Source organism: Rhizobium mesoamericanum STM3625, from assembly GCF_000312665.1.
In the GTDB taxonomy this organism is placed as follows: Bacteria; Pseudomonadota; Alphaproteobacteria; order Rhizobiales; family Rhizobiaceae; genus Rhizobium; species Rhizobium mesoamericanum.
In genome coordinates this window covers 1,354,061-1,369,059 of the sequence record NZ_HF536772.1, presented here as the reverse complement: position 1 = coordinate 1,369,059, position 14,999 = coordinate 1,354,061, and the positions used below count along the sequence as shown (strand labels likewise).

Sequence of the window (14,999 nt, the reverse complement as noted above, 5' to 3'; positions counted from 1 at the left end):
GCATTGTCAAAGGGACGTTAATGCATAAAGCCCGAAGCATTGTTATATGGGCCGCCGTTTCTCTGTGCGTGATCGCGTTGATCACATTGCCGGTGAACCTGCAGACCCAGCTGATTGCGAGCATTGTCGTCGTCGCCGTGATGGCCATCATCAAGGGGCTGAAGGCTCAAGGCACCTGGAGGCTGATTGCGCTCGCCTTTGGTACTTCCATTGTTCTTCGCTACGTTTACTGGCGCACGACCGACACGCTGCCGCCAATCAATCAGCCAGAGAATTTCATCCCTGGCCTGCTGTTGTATCTTGCGGAGATGTATAGCGTCGCGATGCTCGCGCTCAGCTTGTTCATTGTCGCCACACCCCTGCCGTCGCGCCCTTCGCGGGCGAACAAGGAAGAGCGCTTTCCGCATATCGATGTTTTCGTCCCTTCCTATAATGAAGACTCGCATCTTCTCGCCAACACCCTGGCCGCAGCCAAGGCCATGGACTATCCGGCGGAAAGACTGCACGTCTGGCTGCTGGACGACGGCGGCACCTTGGAGAAGCGCAATTCCAACAAGCTTCTCGAAGCCCAAGCGGCTGTGGCGCGCCATAACGAGCTCAAGAAGCTCTGCGAGGACCTTGACGTTCGCTACCTCACCCGCGAGCGAAACGAACACGCCAAGGCCGGCAACCTCAACAATGGAATGAAGCATTCTAGCGGGGAACTGATTGCCGTCTTCGACGCGGACCACGCGCCGGCACGCGACTTTTTGCTCGAGACCGTCGGCTACTTCGACGACGATCCGAAGCTGTTTCTCGTCCAGACACCGCATTTCTTCATCAATCCGGATCCGCTGGAACGAAATCTTCGAACCTTCGAGAGGATGCCAAGCGAGAACGAGATGTTCTACGGCATCATCCAGCGCGGTCTAGACAAATGGAACGCAGCATTCTTCTGTGGCTCAGCCGCCGTCCTCAGCCGAAGAGCGCTGGAATCCCAGGGCGGTTTCAGCGGTATTAGTATCACCGAGGATTGCGAAACCGCGCTCGCGCTCCATGGCAACGGATGGAACAGTATCTATGTCGACAAGCCATTGATCGCGGGGCTGCAGCCGGCAACCTTTGCGAGCTTCATCGGCCAGCGCAGCCGATGGGCGCAGGGAATGATGCAAATTCTACGCTTCCGCTTCCCGCTTTTGAAGCGTGGCCTGACATTGCCGCAACGGCTTTGCTACATGTCGTCGACGCTCTTCTGGCTTTTCCCGTTCCCACGCACGATCTTCCTCTTCGCGCCGCTTTTCTACCTGTTCTTCGATCTTGAAATCTTCACTGCGTCGGGCGGCGAGTTCCTGGCCTATACGCTGGCTTACATGCTCGTGAATCTGATGATGCAGAATTATCTCTACGGCTCCTTCCGCTGGCCGTGGATTTCCGAACTTTACGAGTATGTCCAGACGGTTCACCTGCTCCCCGCAGTGGTTTCGGTCATGGTCAATCCGCGCAAACCGACCTTCAAAGTGACGGCGAAGGACGAATCGATCGCGATCAGCCGTCTCTCGGAGATCAGCCGACCGTTCTTCGTTATTTTTTCCGTACTGCTGATCGCCCTAGCAGTAACCATCTACCGCATCTACGCCGAGCCGTATAAGGCCGATGTGACTTTGGTGGTTGGCGGCTGGAACGTTGTCAACCTGATTATGGCCGGATGCGCCCTCGGTGTGGTTTCCGAACGCGGTGAGCGGGCCGCGTCCCGCCGCGTGCGTGTGAACCGCCGCTGCGAGTTCGGCGTCAACGGCAAATGGTACACCGCATCGATCGAGGATGTGTCAGTCCATGGCGCACGACTGCATGTATTCAACAAGCAGCTCGATCCAATGGTGATTGGCACCGAGGGGGAGATACGTTTCCAGCCTCATAGCGGCGCAAGCATCGAAACGCTGCCGCTGATCGTCCGCAACATCCTCCCTTCCGGTGAGATCCTTGCGGTTGGCTGCCAATATGTTCCCAAGAACGCCCTCGACCATCGCTTGATTGCCGACCTGATGTTTGCGAACTCCGACCAGTGGACGCAGTTCCAGCAAGCGCGCCGCCACAACCCGGGTCTTATTCGCGGGACGATCTGGTTTGTCGGACTGGCACTTTATCAGACAAGCCGGGGCCTCGTTTATCTTTTCCGCAGCACGCGGCCAGAGCGCGAGCGGCGGGCCGCGAAGGTTGGCTCATGAAAACGATCCCATCGATCGCTGGCTTCCTCCTGTTCGCCTCCGCGGTTGCTTACGCACAGATCGCGCCGTTCGACATGTCGCGCGAGCGCGAGCAGGGCGGCGGGCCGATGATACCGAGACTGACGCTGCCGTCCGCGCCAGCACCGGCAGTCGTCCCGCAAATGCCCGCCGAGTCACCTGCACCGGCCCCAGCGCCCTCGGGGGCTCCTCCGACTCCTCCCTTTTCCATGGGATCCACCTCGCGGCCAGCCTCGGCACCACCGTCGGCTGAGGCAGCGCCGGCGAAGCCGGCATCGCCGCCCACACAGCTCCAACCGCTTCGTGAGCGAGCTGCTGAACCGGTCAACCCAGCACCGGCGCCACCGGTGCCACCCGTTCGGCCATCCTCTCAGCGAACCGGGGCTGCGGCACTCCAGAGATATGTCATTCCTTTCGCCAAATTCGGCCTCGATGGCGAATATGATCGCAAGTCATGGTCAATCTACATCACACCGGAGCAGGCCGCCGCGCCAGCAAAATTGAACTTCTCCTATCAAAATGCCGTCGTCGTTGCCCCCGAGGCGTCGCAACTGACGGTTCTTCTGAACGATCGGATCGTCGGCCAACAACCGATCGCGTCATCGGACTCACCATCGAATGTTTCCTTCGAGGTGCCTGTGGGACTGCTGCAGCCGGGCGCGAATCTCCTGACATTCGAAGCTACGCAACGCCACCGCACCGACTGTACTGTTCAATCGACCTATGAGCTTTGGACTGACATAGATCCGGCAAAGACTTATCTGAGTTTCATTGGGCAAGAGGCCGCGAGGTTTTCCAGTACAGATGCCATCCGCGCGATCGGCGTAGACGAAACCGGCCGAACGCGGATCAATTTCGTCGTGCCGGCTCTCGCACAGCCAGGCACAACGAAGCCTCTCTTAAGGCTTGCCCAGGGCCTCGCAATTCTTAGCGGCATGCCAAACGAGACCTTTTCGTTCACGCCTGATATGCCGCCACAATCGGGTGCGGGTCGCATGACCGTCGTCGTTGGAACGCCGTCCGAACTGCAGACAGTCATCGCGACGCCGCCGGCAGCGCAAGCGGCGCCGCTCGCCTCGTTCGTGACCGACCCGAAGTCGGGGGGACCTGTCCTATTGGTCAGCGGCCCCTCCTGGCCAGCAATCTCCTCCGCGATCGACACAGTCGTTTCGACAACGGATCGTCCGGCTACAGCCATTCGCGATGCGCTTGCGACCCAGCGTTGGAGCGCCCCCGATGCGCCCCTCGTTCTCTCCGCCACCAATCTGACATTTGCACAGCTCGGGGTGAGGACAGCGGAATTTTCGGGACGTCGCTTCCGAACTAATTTCAATATTGCCGTTCCGTCCGATTTCTACGCGAACGCCTATGGCGAGGCGACGGTACTGCTGGACGCGGCCTATACACAAAATGTTCTGCCAGGCAGTCATATCGACATCTATGTCAATGGCAATATCGCCTCGACGGTGCCGATTTCGTCAACGGGTGGAGGTATCTTCCGGCACTTGCCCATTCGCGTAACGATGCGCCATTTCAAGCCGGGTTTAAACTCACTCTCGCTCGAAGCAATTCTGATGACGAAGGAGGACGAGGTCTGCGTCCCTGGCACGACAGCCGATGCAGCACCGCGCTTTGCGCTCTTCGACACAAGCGAGCTCCACATCCCCGACTTTGCCCGGATTGGGCAGAGGCCGAACCTCGCTGGACTGTCAGGGACAGGCTATCCCTATAATCGCGCGGTACAGCCGACGCCCCTTTTCATCGATCGGATTGATAGCGACACGCTGTCGGCGACGGCGACGCTGCTTGGACGAATGGCTGTCGTTGCCGGCCGCCCGATAGAGGTGGAACCAGCTGCGACGGCCGGTGCCATCGGCGAGCGAGACGCGATTTTCATAGGATCAATCTCTCAGATGCCCCCTGCCGTACTGGCGCAGTTAAATATTGCGCCGACGATACCCGCCACCTGGCGCCCGTCGGAAACCGCCCAATCAAACCAGACCGAACCTTCCGTAACTTTTGACGATTGGCGCTCCAAGGTCCGCGGTGGCGTATGGCGCGGACAGATCACATCGTTTCAGGAGTGGCTTCGCCGCAACTTCGATATTTCCCTTAGTTCACTGCAGTTCGTGCCGGGGTCGGAGGAGGTTTTCACGCCCCGCAAGACCGATAGCTTCTTGATCGCCCAGGGCAAAAGCGCGGCTGGCGGATCATCCTGGACCATCGTGACGGCGCCGTCCGCCGAGGACCTGCGCGAAGGTGTTGAAGCGATCACCACGCATGTCAACTGGCCGCAGGTCGCGGGTCGTATTACCACCTTTTCCGGCAAGACCGGCAAGGTCGAAAGCGTCCCGATCGGCCGCTTTGATTTTGTGGCCTCTCAGCCCTGGTCCCTCTCGAACTATCGCCTGATTGCTGCAAACTGGCTGTCGACGAACATATTGTCCTACGCCTTCCTTCTCGTCGTTCTTTCGCTCCTGATCGGTGTAACGACGGCAAGCATGCTTTCCAGGCTGGGCAGGCGCGAATGAAAAGACTGCTGAAATTGATCTGCGTCGCAACCTTCGCAGTTGCTACAGTCTGCCAGTCCGGGCAGGCGCAAGGTCCAGGGATAAGCCCGAAGGCATGGGGCGCCTACAAGACGAAGTTCCTGGATGTCAGTGGCCGCATCATCGATGATGCAAACGGCAATATTAGCCACAGCGAGGGCCAAGGCTACGGCCTGCTGCTTGCCTATCTTGCCAACAGCCCCGCCGACTTCGAGCAGATATGGTACTTCACGCGCACCGAGCTGTTGCTGCGGGACGATGGCCTGGCAGCCTGGAAATGGGATCCCGCCGTTACGCCCCATGTTACTGATATCAACAACGCGACGGACGGTGATCTCTTGATTGCCTATGCGCTTGCCCTTGCGGGGTCTGCCTGGAACAGAAGCGACTATATCGAGGCCGCTGCGAAGATGGCCCAGGCGCTTCTTTCGCATGTCGTGATCAGTTCAGGCGGACGCACGCTGCTTATGCCTGGAGCTAGCGGTTTTGGTTCTCCCGATCGCAAGGATGGGCCGATCGTTAATCCCTCCTACTGGATCTACGAGGCGATCCCGATCATGGCGCTCCTGGCGCCCTCCAACGCCTGGCAAAAACTGTCGGATGATGGCCTGTCGTTGCTCCGGTCCATGCAGTTTGGCCCACGCAAATTGCCTGCCGATTGGGTAAGCCTCAATCGCATGCCGGAGCCTGCCAAGGGCTTCGACGCGGAATTCGGATACAACAGCCTGCGCATCCCGCTCTACCTCGTTCGCGCGGGAGTTTCGGACAAGGCTCTGCTGGCAAGATTGCGCGCGGGGATGACCGTCGAAGACGGAATTCCGGCGACAATCGACCTTCCGTCCGGCAAGCCGATAACGCTGCTTTCGGACCCGGGTTATCGAATTATTAACGATGTCGTGGCCTGTGTGACAGACGGAACAAAGCTGCCCGAGTCGTCGCAGCAGTTTGAGCCATCGCTCTACTACCCGTCGACCCTGCATCTTCTTGGGTTGGCATTTGTCGGGGAGAAGCATCCGGAGTGTCTTTGAGATCCTCATCCGTCGCAATTGTTGTCGCGGTGGCGGTGGCCGGTTTGGTGACCGCCCTGAAGGATCGTGCGGCATTCAAGGAGATGCTGGGCCTCGGCGGTTCGGAACACGGACCTGCGCCGCAATTCATGCTCATGGGGCGTGTCACGGGGCCAGAGATCAGCCAGAAACCCCAGATCGACCTGCAGGCGATTGCCGATCGGCTGCAGGCCGCGAGCACGGTTCCGCCGACGCCTCATGCCAGTGAGTCCGGCGGTGACGTCGCCGACAATCCTGTAACGATCGCGCAGGCGCCGCAACAGCAGCCTGCGACCGCTCAACCCGCCAAGCCGGCTCAGCCGAAAGTCGATGAGAGCGCGTTGCGCTATTTCGCCAGCCGCGGCGACAAGGCGCGACTTCAGGCCGAGATCGCACGCCTCCAGGCGCTGTACCCAAACTGGGTGCCACCGGCCGATCCCTTGGCCGTTCCGCAGAACGGCGACAAACAGCTGGAGCAAATGTGGCAACTGTATTCGGAGGGACGATATGCGGAGCTCCGCAAGGCGATTGCCGATCGGCAGGCGTCCGAATCGGGATGGCAGCCACCGCCCGACCTGCTTGACCGGCTGGATGTCGCCGAGGCCCGCGCGCGTCTCGTCAATGCCTCCGATCTCAAACAATACGAGACCGTCGTCCAAATCGGTGCCAACACGCCGAGCCTTCTGACATGCAGCGACATCGACGTGCTCTGGCGGGTTGCCGAGGCGTTCGCCAGGACGGATCGTGCCTCACGTGCCAAGGATGCTTATGTTTACATCCTGACGAATTGCACGAATCCTCAGGAGCGCCTGGCGACGATCCAAAAGGCGTCCGCTTTGCTGCCATACGCAACAATGCAGGACCTCCTGGCGCTCGAACGCCCCGATGGTAACGGCGGTCGCGAGTTCGACAGCATCCGCAATGACCTTGCCCGCCGCTTTGTCGCCGCCGGAAACGGCGACCCCAATCTTGTCGTGGCGCCGGCTTACCTCTCCATTGTTCGACGACTTGCGGAGACAGACGGACAGCCGTCCGACAGCCTTCTGCTCGGCTGGTACCACCTGCGTCGGGAAAACTACGCGGATGCCGAAAAGTGGTTTCGGGCATCGCGCGATAAGGAAGACTCAGCGATTGCCTCCCAGGGACTGGCGCTGGCATTGATCGCCGAGAAGCAACCGCGGGAGGCAGAGGCTGTCATGTACAAGTGGCGCAGCACCTCCAAGGAAGCAACCGCAACCTATCTTGCGGCGACGGCAAACCTAATGGCGCTGCAGCCGCCGGCCGACCTGAGTGAAGAGGTCCTTTCGCGCATCGCCGCCGAAACAATCGCCCAGAAATACGTGCCGACGGCGCAGCAATTCGGCTGGTTTGCCCGCACTCTCAACCAACCCCAGACGGCCGCGCGCTGGTTCGAGACAGCGTTGCGCTGGAAGCCTGATGACGAGCCGTCTGCCTACGGGTTGGCCATCACACGCCAGCAATTGCACGACCGGGCAGGCGTGGCCGAGATCCAGCGGCTGTGGGCGGGCAAGTCCGACCGCATCGCGCAGTTGGGCGAGGCAACCAGCCGGCAACCCACTCAAGCTCCTCTGCCTGCTCCCGGACAGACGGCGCCGCAAGCTTCGGCGGCAGCACCGCCCGAGATCGTCAGGGCGCCGAGCGAGCGCTTGCAAGGCGCAGGCCCGCCGGCAGGTGTCGCGGTCGCTCGCCAGCAGGCGATGCAGACCGTAACAGTCCGCCGCGGTGCGCGGCAGGTGCGCGGATGCACGACAACGACCAATGCACAATTGCTCGATCCGGAAGCGGCGCTATCCCGTGGCTGGTGCCTGATGGACATCAATCGCCCGATGGAGGCAGTGAAAGCTTTCGAAACCGCTTTGGCCAGTCCAAACCGCAGGACGCGGGAAGATGCAGCTTACGGCCAGAGCCTCGCTTATCTGCGCGCCGGGCTGTCGAACAATGCCGCCGTGGCGGCAACGAAGGCGCCGCAGACGCAACAGCGCGCGGCCGAACTGCAAATTGCGATTCTCGCCGACAGGGCATTGGCGGCGTTTGACGCCAAGCGCTATCGCGAAGCCTTGATATTCCTGGATCAGCGCGCGCAGCTGCGGCAGGAGCCGATCGATCTGATGGTGCTTCGTGGATATGCCTATCTGCACATGAAGATGTACGGCGACGCGGAGCGGATATTCACGGCAGCCGCAGCCACCGGAAGCAAGGACGCGAACCGTGGTCTGGCCGATCTGAGGGCGGCGACGCATCCAGATACCGTCGATTGAAAATCGGTTTTCCGACGCAATGTTCTTTTGGGGTGAGTCGTGCTATTGCGGCGCGCGCAGGAGATCACCTCCTAACCCGCAGGGCCACGGCTCTCACTAGCCCGTTGGTACTCTATTCCACTTTTCTGGCGGATATCACTATTGGCATGGTTGCAGCAGTCCTACGGACCACGCTCCTTTGCCAATTCGATGCCATATTGCTTGCCTCAAACTGGGAACTTCCCTCTGCCACTAGTTAAGCTTTGAAGCCCTCGCGCGTCAGGCGATGCGGTAGTGTTCCTCAACCGTCAATTCCGGCGGGAGGAAGAGGAGAGATACAATGAAAATCAAGGGCCTAGTAATCGCAACCGTGTTTGCTCTTTCATCGGTGACCGCAGTGTTTGCGGCCGACAACGAGGCAGTAACAGCGCAGTTTGGCTGGGGCAACAGTGCCGGCACATTCCAGTCTGGCAAGCACAACTTCAGCGGCACCCTCCAGGCCGGCGGCTGGAATAATTCGATAACGGAGCAAAGCGGTAAATACAATAAGGCCGGCACAGCCCAATTCGGTTTCGGCAATAATTCGCTTACCGTCCAACAGGGCAAGGCCAACATATCGGGTACCCTGCAATTCGGCCATGGCAATGACGCCCAGACCTACCAGTCCGGCAAGGGCAACGTTTCTGTCACTATTCAGCATTAGTCCAGTACAACTGCAGGTCAGCGGCGTAGCCGCTGACCCCTTTGGTTGGAGTCCGACAATGATTGCAGCCCTCCCCCCAGTACATTGCATCATCGAGCACCATAAGGAGACCGGGGGCGCGATGACCCTCATGCCGACGATCGAAAGTGACGGCCGCGGCGAAGGAACCTATCAGTTCGAGATTTTCTCGAAGTCGAATGGGAACACCTCCAGCAACGTTCAAGGCGGTGATTTCCAAAAGGACGATCCCGGGCGGCTCGTACTTTCGCGATCGACCGTCTCAGTATCGCCAAACGGATGGAGCGCCCGGCTCACCGTCTATGGTCCCGGCGGCGAGAAGCTCTGCGTGGTGTCGGTGCCGTGACATTTATGCACCGTTCGCATGATCTTACCAAAGCGGAGAATCGTGGCTAATTGATTGTATACTAAATTATAATAGTAATAGCCTCAGTATGTCGTGCCGAAGTGCTTCGGCGCCATATTGGGGTGAGGAGAGAATGCGGATCTGCCAAGCTGTTCAGGCGCACAAACTGACCGCTGTTGTTGCTGCGGCTCTCGCAAGCCTTGCAAGCAGCTGGTCCGTTGCAGTTGCGGACGACATCAAAGCAGCGCCGACAGCACAGAACGATGAGCACCCAACAAGCTTGCAGATCGGTACCGGCTTCAACTGGTTCAGCCTGCCAAGTTGGGGTCCCCGCGGACCCGATTTCCTCGGAACCGGAGACAGCAGGGTCATTGATGATGGCCCTGGCTTTGGCATCAGTCTCGATTTGCCGCTCGGGCAAATCGGTTCGCAGCCCTTCCTGCTGGAGTGGAACGGCGGTTTCGCCGACCTGTCGTCCAGTTCGTCCGACCGAACGAGCCTTGCCGGCCAAAATTCGCTGAACCTGAGCGTCGGCAATTCGGCGAACGGCAGAATCACCACGCTGACGGCATCGCCTACAGGCACGCTGCCGGCGACCGCCACGACTAGTGTCACGTTTACCGACAGTGCAGGCGCGACGGGTAGTACTTCAATTACCGGCTCATCTATTGCAGGAAGTCAACAGACGGTGACCGGGTGGAATAGCGGCGTCACGGGCGGCGCGTTCGCCGCGATCCTGACAAACGGTTCCACCCAAAGCGCTTCAGCCTATGCGGCCTATGGCGACAACACCGGCTTTACCTTGGCCGCAACCGGCGATCTCAGCAGCAGCGCAATCGTCGATGAGCGCAACGAAGATGTCACCGTGATCGATCAAGAATTGTTGCTCGGCGCTCCGATCGATCTCCAGGGCGGGTGGACCATTACCCCTAAAATCGGGCCTATGTACCGCTCCATCGATCGGGACGTGGATTTTCGCAGGACGCTTCAAATTACTGCGAATTACCCGGGCGTGGTCGTGCCTGAGGTCGGCTTCGCGCAAACTGACGAACTCGATGCGCGCTACGTCGGCGCCATTGCAGAACTGGCTGTAACCAAAGCCCTTCAGCCGGATCTCAGCGTTTCGTTCGATGCGAGGCTTGGCGGTGCATACCTGCACTCCCGTTATCGGAGCCACTATTCGGCAATTCTACCAACGATGACGACAGGCCCGTTCGACTTCATCTCCGAAACGCGCGACGACGCCAGTTTGCTCGCCGGCCTGGGCGCCGGACTGCGCTATGCGCCGAAGGAAAACCTGCAGGTCGGCTTGGACGCCGGAGTGAACTTCGTCAACAAAATACCAACGATCGATTATGTCGCGGACGCCAGCGGCGGTGTATCGCCCACTATCGGTATGAGTCATGCGATCGACTATAATGTTTCCGTCAGCATCACCTGGCGGTTCTAAACAGCACGTCAGCACATCGCAGAAAGCATGGACAGGCAGTGCAGAAATTGCGTCTGCCGGTTTACCCCGAGGCGGGCCATCGCGGAGGCAAGCTGGTTGTGGACAGTGTTCTTTGAGACACCGCGTTGCCGCGCGATCTCCGAGGCCGTTTCCCCCCTCAGCAGGCAATATGCGAGATCAGCCTCTGTCGGGGTCAAGCCAAATATGGACTTGATGGTGTCGGGCGCCAGCAGGCTGTTCCCACCAAGCTCGCGTATCGTCAGCATGTAGACACGTTCATTGGTGGCAAAGACGTTCTTGAATTGTGATCCGAGACCCACGCGTCCGGACAGCGCATCGACGCTGACCAGCCATTTGATGTTCTTCACCTTGTCCTCGACCCAGGCAACGTGCCGAACACGTCCTTGCGCCGTCGCCATACCGATCAGGCGGGTGACCTCATCCTGAAGAGCCGTATCGACGAAATCGACCACCGCGTCGCTATATTCGACAAGGAGATGCGACGCTTCGACAAATTTCTCAAAACTGGCGTTGGCAAGACGCACCTGATAGTCTTCGGTGATGATCGCCGAGGGTGCGGACGAACTGAAAAAGGCGCTTTCCATATGCGCGGATCTCTCACGCTCCAGAAGCGTCGTCTTCTGTATCGCAAAAGCCGTCTGAAAGTGCGGCAGCAATTTCATCAATGATTCTGCTGCCCTATCCGTTTCGCTTCGACCCGGGCGATCGAAATGGAGCATTAGCGCAATGCGGCGTCCGCCTTCCTTGACGAGGACGAGGACCAGAAGGCTGCCCTCGGTACCAAAGCACTCGTGCAAGGGTACATCCCATTGCGGATTGAGCTTGGTTTTCAAATCGATCGAAAGGAAAGCTCCCTGGCCCAAGGTAAGCGTCGCCGCATGTAACGCAGCGATCATCTGCGGATTGCAGAGGGCAGCTTTCGGAACGCCTTTTGCGAACACGCTTGCGCGCCGATCCTCTGCCCCTTTGAAGCCTACGACGGCGCCGGCCGCAGCCTTGGTGAGATCGATCAGCTCCGCTATGACTTTTTCCCATTCAGGCGGGCTCACAACGGTTTCGTAGATCAACTGTACCAAGGGCAAGTAGATATCTTCACCAAAGCTATTGATCATCGGACCCACTCCAATGCCGTGGCGAATTCCAAAGTTCTACCTTCGGCCGCGTCGCTTTCAGAACGCAGGCCGCTCGATATCGCATGTGGCGGCTCTGTTGCCGCGCTTTGACCTTTCGTGAGTGTTTCAGGCTACCTTCATCCCGGCCCGACGCGTGTGGTCGAAGGTGGTTCCCAGCCGCTTGCCTGTTGGCTTCACAAATCGGCTGTCCTTAGGAAAAGCCAAACAGAAGCCAAGTCTTCTTACGAACCATCGAATGCTTCCTCCAGATTGTTTTTATCTTCAAGTTGTGCGGCCAAGCCGACAACAAGCACTGCGCTCATTTGGCCAAAGACAAACGGCGCTACAGAAATAGCCACCATGTCGGGAATAGTCCCAACATCACCCCTAAAAAACTAGAGATTTCTAAGAATAGCATACGCCCTCTTGTTGTAAAATGCCTGTGGACATCCGTTTATTACAACAATAGAGGTATATATTATTTCAACTCATCAAGAAGGAACGACAGCCGGCAATTGAAGTCAGCTGAACTCTAAGCCGTCGAGCTGCTCAATCATAGCTTCTGTTGCAGCGGCTGCCGGCATGGGTCTTCTTTTGAGATCAACTTCCAGTTAGCGCCTCGTCAGAAGCCGTCTGCGGAAGCGATTGCAACAGCGTCTGTCGCGCCGAGCGCAAGTGTAGCCGACATGCGGAAACGATCGCGGCCTGGTCGCGAGACTCAAGCGCGGCGATGTAATCCAGATGCTCGTGAATTGCGCGTTCGTTGCGCTCGCGCGCGAAGGCTTTGTTCCACTGATAGTGATAGTGGAAGATGATCGCGATCGCATCATAGAAATCGGCGATGAAGCGATTCTTCGAAGCCGCGTGGATGAGCAGATGGAAACGTTCGTCGAGAGTGGAAAACTCCTTGTACCGCGTGTCGAGATCGCGCAGCATCGCCTGGTGTTCCGCCTTGATGTCCGCCAGCGCGCGCCATGCCTCGCTCTCAGGGGGAAGCCTGCCGAATTCCGCCGCTGAATGTAACTCGAACATCTCGCGCACGTCGGCGAGTTCGAGTGCGAAGTCGCGGGTGAATCCCTTGAGGATCCAGTGGCTGTTCGGACGCTTTTCAATCAGGCCGAACCGTGAAAAACGAATTAAGAACTCGCGAACGCTGGTCGTGCCGGTGCCGATTTCGCGCGCCAGCTCCAATTCGTTGATCTGCATGCCGGGAGCGGCATCATCCGACAAGATACGACGCATGAAGCTTCGCTCGATAATATCGTGCAAGGAGTTCGTCTCTTCCGATGGGAACAAATCGGCCTCGGTCGGTTGGCGAAGGACGATTTTTTGGCGTTTGTTCCAGCGAATGATGCCCGCATCGCTGAGCCTTGTCAGAATGGCTCGCGCAGTACTGCGGCTGATGCCAAGCTGGGCTGCGATTTCCGGCTCCGACGGTAATGCCTCATCCGTGCGCAGATCGGCAGCATAGCGGTTGTACGCTTCCTTGAAGACTGTATTCTGCCTTGCCATGCACCCCGCCCCTATTGCCTCGGCATCACGGATCGGTTAGCCGCACAGATGCGGCGCGAAGCGTGGCAGAAGCTTATCTCTTGGCAATCCTTATCTTATTTTGGATTGCATGCGGCTGTTTGCCTCCCTCGTCCACAGGATCAATAATCCCGTTGACTTGAAAATGTTTATTGTAGATAAAAAACAAAATCAATGAGCATTCGCCGACGCAGCGAGTGTTTCCCTAGGGAGAAGAATGTTGACCAAGGACCCCTGGATCATCTTGTCTGCCGGCGACAACGTTGCGGTCGCAACGGCGGCGATCCCCTCCGGCGCGACGGTCGCCGGCATCCAGACACGCGAGAAGATCGACCCCGGGCACAAGATTGCCCTCTGTGATATTGCGCTCGGCCAGCCAGTCGTCAAATACGGCCAGGCAATCGGACGCACGACGGCGGACGTCAAGGCCGGCGACCATGTTCACAGCCATAATCTGCACTTCGAGAACGATCGTCTCGCTGCAACCGCCAACTCCGCGCCCGAGGAAGCAAGCGCTGCAGATCGAGCGCGCACGTTCATGGGCTACCGTCGCGCCGACGGCCGCTCGGCGACACGCAACTACATCGGTATCATTGCCAGCGTGAACTGTTCCACCACCGTCTGTCGTGCGATCGCCGACGAGGCCAATCGGACGATCCTGCCGCACTTCGATGGCATCGACGGTTTCGTGCCAATCGTCCATGACCAGGGCTGTGGCATGAGTTCGACTGGCGATGGCATGGCGGTCCTCCACCGGACGCTTGCTGGCTATACGCGGCATGTCAATTTTGGCGGCGTGCTGATGATCGGGCTCGGCTGCGAAGTCAACCAGCTCACGCTCTACGGTCAGAGCGGCGCCGGTAACGCCAAGCGCCATTTCAACATCCAGGATGCCGGCGGCTCGCGTCGCGCGGTTGAGCGGGCCATGGGTATGCTGCGTGAGATTGCCCAGGATGTTGGCAGGGAAAAGCGGGTGGCGTTGCCGATCGGGGACATCATCATCGGCTTGCAGTGCGGCGGCTCGGACGGCTTTTCCGGCATCACCGCCAATCCGGCGCTTGGCGTTGCCGCTGATCTTCTGGCGGCCGCCGGCGGCACGGCAATTCTGTCTGAAACCTCAGAGATCTACGGTGCCGAGCACCTGCTGCGCAGCCGCGCCGTCAGCGACGAGGTTGCCACGAAACTCGACGACAAAATCGCCTGGTGGGAGAAGTATGTGGCGTTGCATGGCGCCTCCCTCGACAACAATCCCTCGCCGGGCAACAAACGCGGCGGCCTGACCACCATCCTCGAAAAGTCACTGGGCGCGGTCGCCAAGGGCGGTCGTTCGCCGTTGACCGCCGTCTATGGCTACGCGGAGCGAGTCACAGCTACCGGCCTCGTCTTCATGGATACCCCCGGCTACGACCCAGTCTCGGCAACCGGTCAGGTGGCCGGCGGCGCGAACATGATCGCCTTCACCACCGGCCGCGGCAGCTGTTTCGGCTGCCGCCCTGCGCCTTCAATCAAGCTTTCCAGCAATTCGGCTCTCTATGCCTCGATGGAAGAGGACATGGATATCGATTGCGGCACGATCGCCACAGGCGACGCCACGATCAGCGCCAAGGGTCGCGAGATCTTCGACCTGATCATCGACACGGCATCGGGCAAAAAGACGAAGAGCGAAGAATTCGGCTACGGCGATAATGAGTTCGTGCCGTGGCATCTTGGCGCGACGCTCTAAATCACAAGCATATCAAGTCTT

Annotated in this window: 10 protein-coding genes; 8 read left to right on the top strand and 2 right to left on the bottom strand. The window is 59.0% G+C overall.

Annotated features, from left to right (window positions below):
• Positions 1-20: 20 nt before the first annotated feature.
• The 7 genes from bcsA to BN77_RS06565 all read left to right on the top strand — a co-directional run bounded on the left by bcsA (position 21) and on the right by BN77_RS06565 (position 10,592).
• Positions 21-2,204: a UDP-forming cellulose synthase catalytic subunit gene (bcsA, locus tag BN77_RS06595; protein WP_007529757.1), complete on the top strand. Its 2,184-nt coding sequence runs from the start codon at positions 21-23 to the stop codon at positions 2,202-2,204.
• A complete protein-coding gene (locus BN77_RS06590; protein ID WP_007529756.1) occupies positions 2,201-4,753 on the top strand; it encodes a cellulose biosynthesis cyclic di-GMP-binding regulatory protein BcsB in 2,553 nt (850 codons plus the stop codon). Before bcsA ends, BN77_RS06590 begins: the two co-directional genes overlap by 4 nt.
• Positions 4,750-5,799 (top strand): family 8 glycosyl hydrolase, encoded by a 1,050-nt coding sequence (locus BN77_RS06585; protein WP_007529755.1) that lies wholly within the window; start codon positions 4,750-4,752, stop codon positions 5,797-5,799. Before BN77_RS06590 ends, BN77_RS06585 begins: the two co-directional genes overlap by 4 nt.
• Entirely contained in the window at positions 5,796-8,096 is a 2,301-nt protein-coding gene (locus tag BN77_RS06580; protein WP_040676815.1) for a cellulose synthase, read from the top strand. The genes BN77_RS06585 and BN77_RS06580 overlap by 4 nt, the downstream gene beginning before the upstream one ends.
• A gap of 319 nt (positions 8,097-8,415) precedes the next feature.
• Positions 8,416-8,778, top strand: coding sequence for a hypothetical protein (locus BN77_RS06575; RefSeq protein WP_007529752.1), 363 nt, complete (start codon positions 8,416-8,418; stop codon positions 8,776-8,778).
• Positions 8,779-8,836: 58 nt separating this feature from the next.
• Positions 8,837-9,142 (top strand): curli-like amyloid fiber formation chaperone CsgH, encoded by a 306-nt coding sequence (gene csgH, locus BN77_RS06570; protein ID WP_007529751.1) that lies wholly within the window; start codon positions 8,837-8,839, stop codon positions 9,140-9,142.
• A gap of 133 nt (positions 9,143-9,275) precedes the next feature.
• Positions 9,276-10,592, top strand: coding sequence for a hypothetical protein (locus BN77_RS06565; protein WP_007529750.1), 1,317 nt, complete (start codon positions 9,276-9,278; stop codon positions 10,590-10,592).
• Between the two features lie 8 nt (positions 10,593-10,600).
• Here BN77_RS06565 and BN77_RS06560 read toward each other — a convergent pair whose 3' ends face one another.
• Positions 10,601-11,725: a helix-turn-helix transcriptional regulator gene (locus BN77_RS06560; protein WP_007529749.1), complete on the bottom strand. Its 1,125-nt coding sequence runs from the start codon at positions 11,723-11,725 to the stop codon at positions 10,601-10,603.
• Positions 11,726-12,325: 600 nt separating this feature from the next.
• A complete protein-coding gene (locus BN77_RS06555) occupies positions 12,326-13,237 on the bottom strand; it encodes a GntR family transcriptional regulator (protein ID WP_007529745.1) in 912 nt (303 codons plus the stop codon).
• Between the two features lie 238 nt (positions 13,238-13,475).
• On the opposite strand from BN77_RS06555, the gene BN77_RS06550 reads away from it, so the two are divergent.
• Positions 13,476-14,978, top strand: coding sequence for a UxaA family hydrolase (locus tag BN77_RS06550; protein WP_007529743.1), 1,503 nt, complete (start codon positions 13,476-13,478; stop codon positions 14,976-14,978).
• Positions 14,979-14,999: the final 21 nt, after the last annotated feature.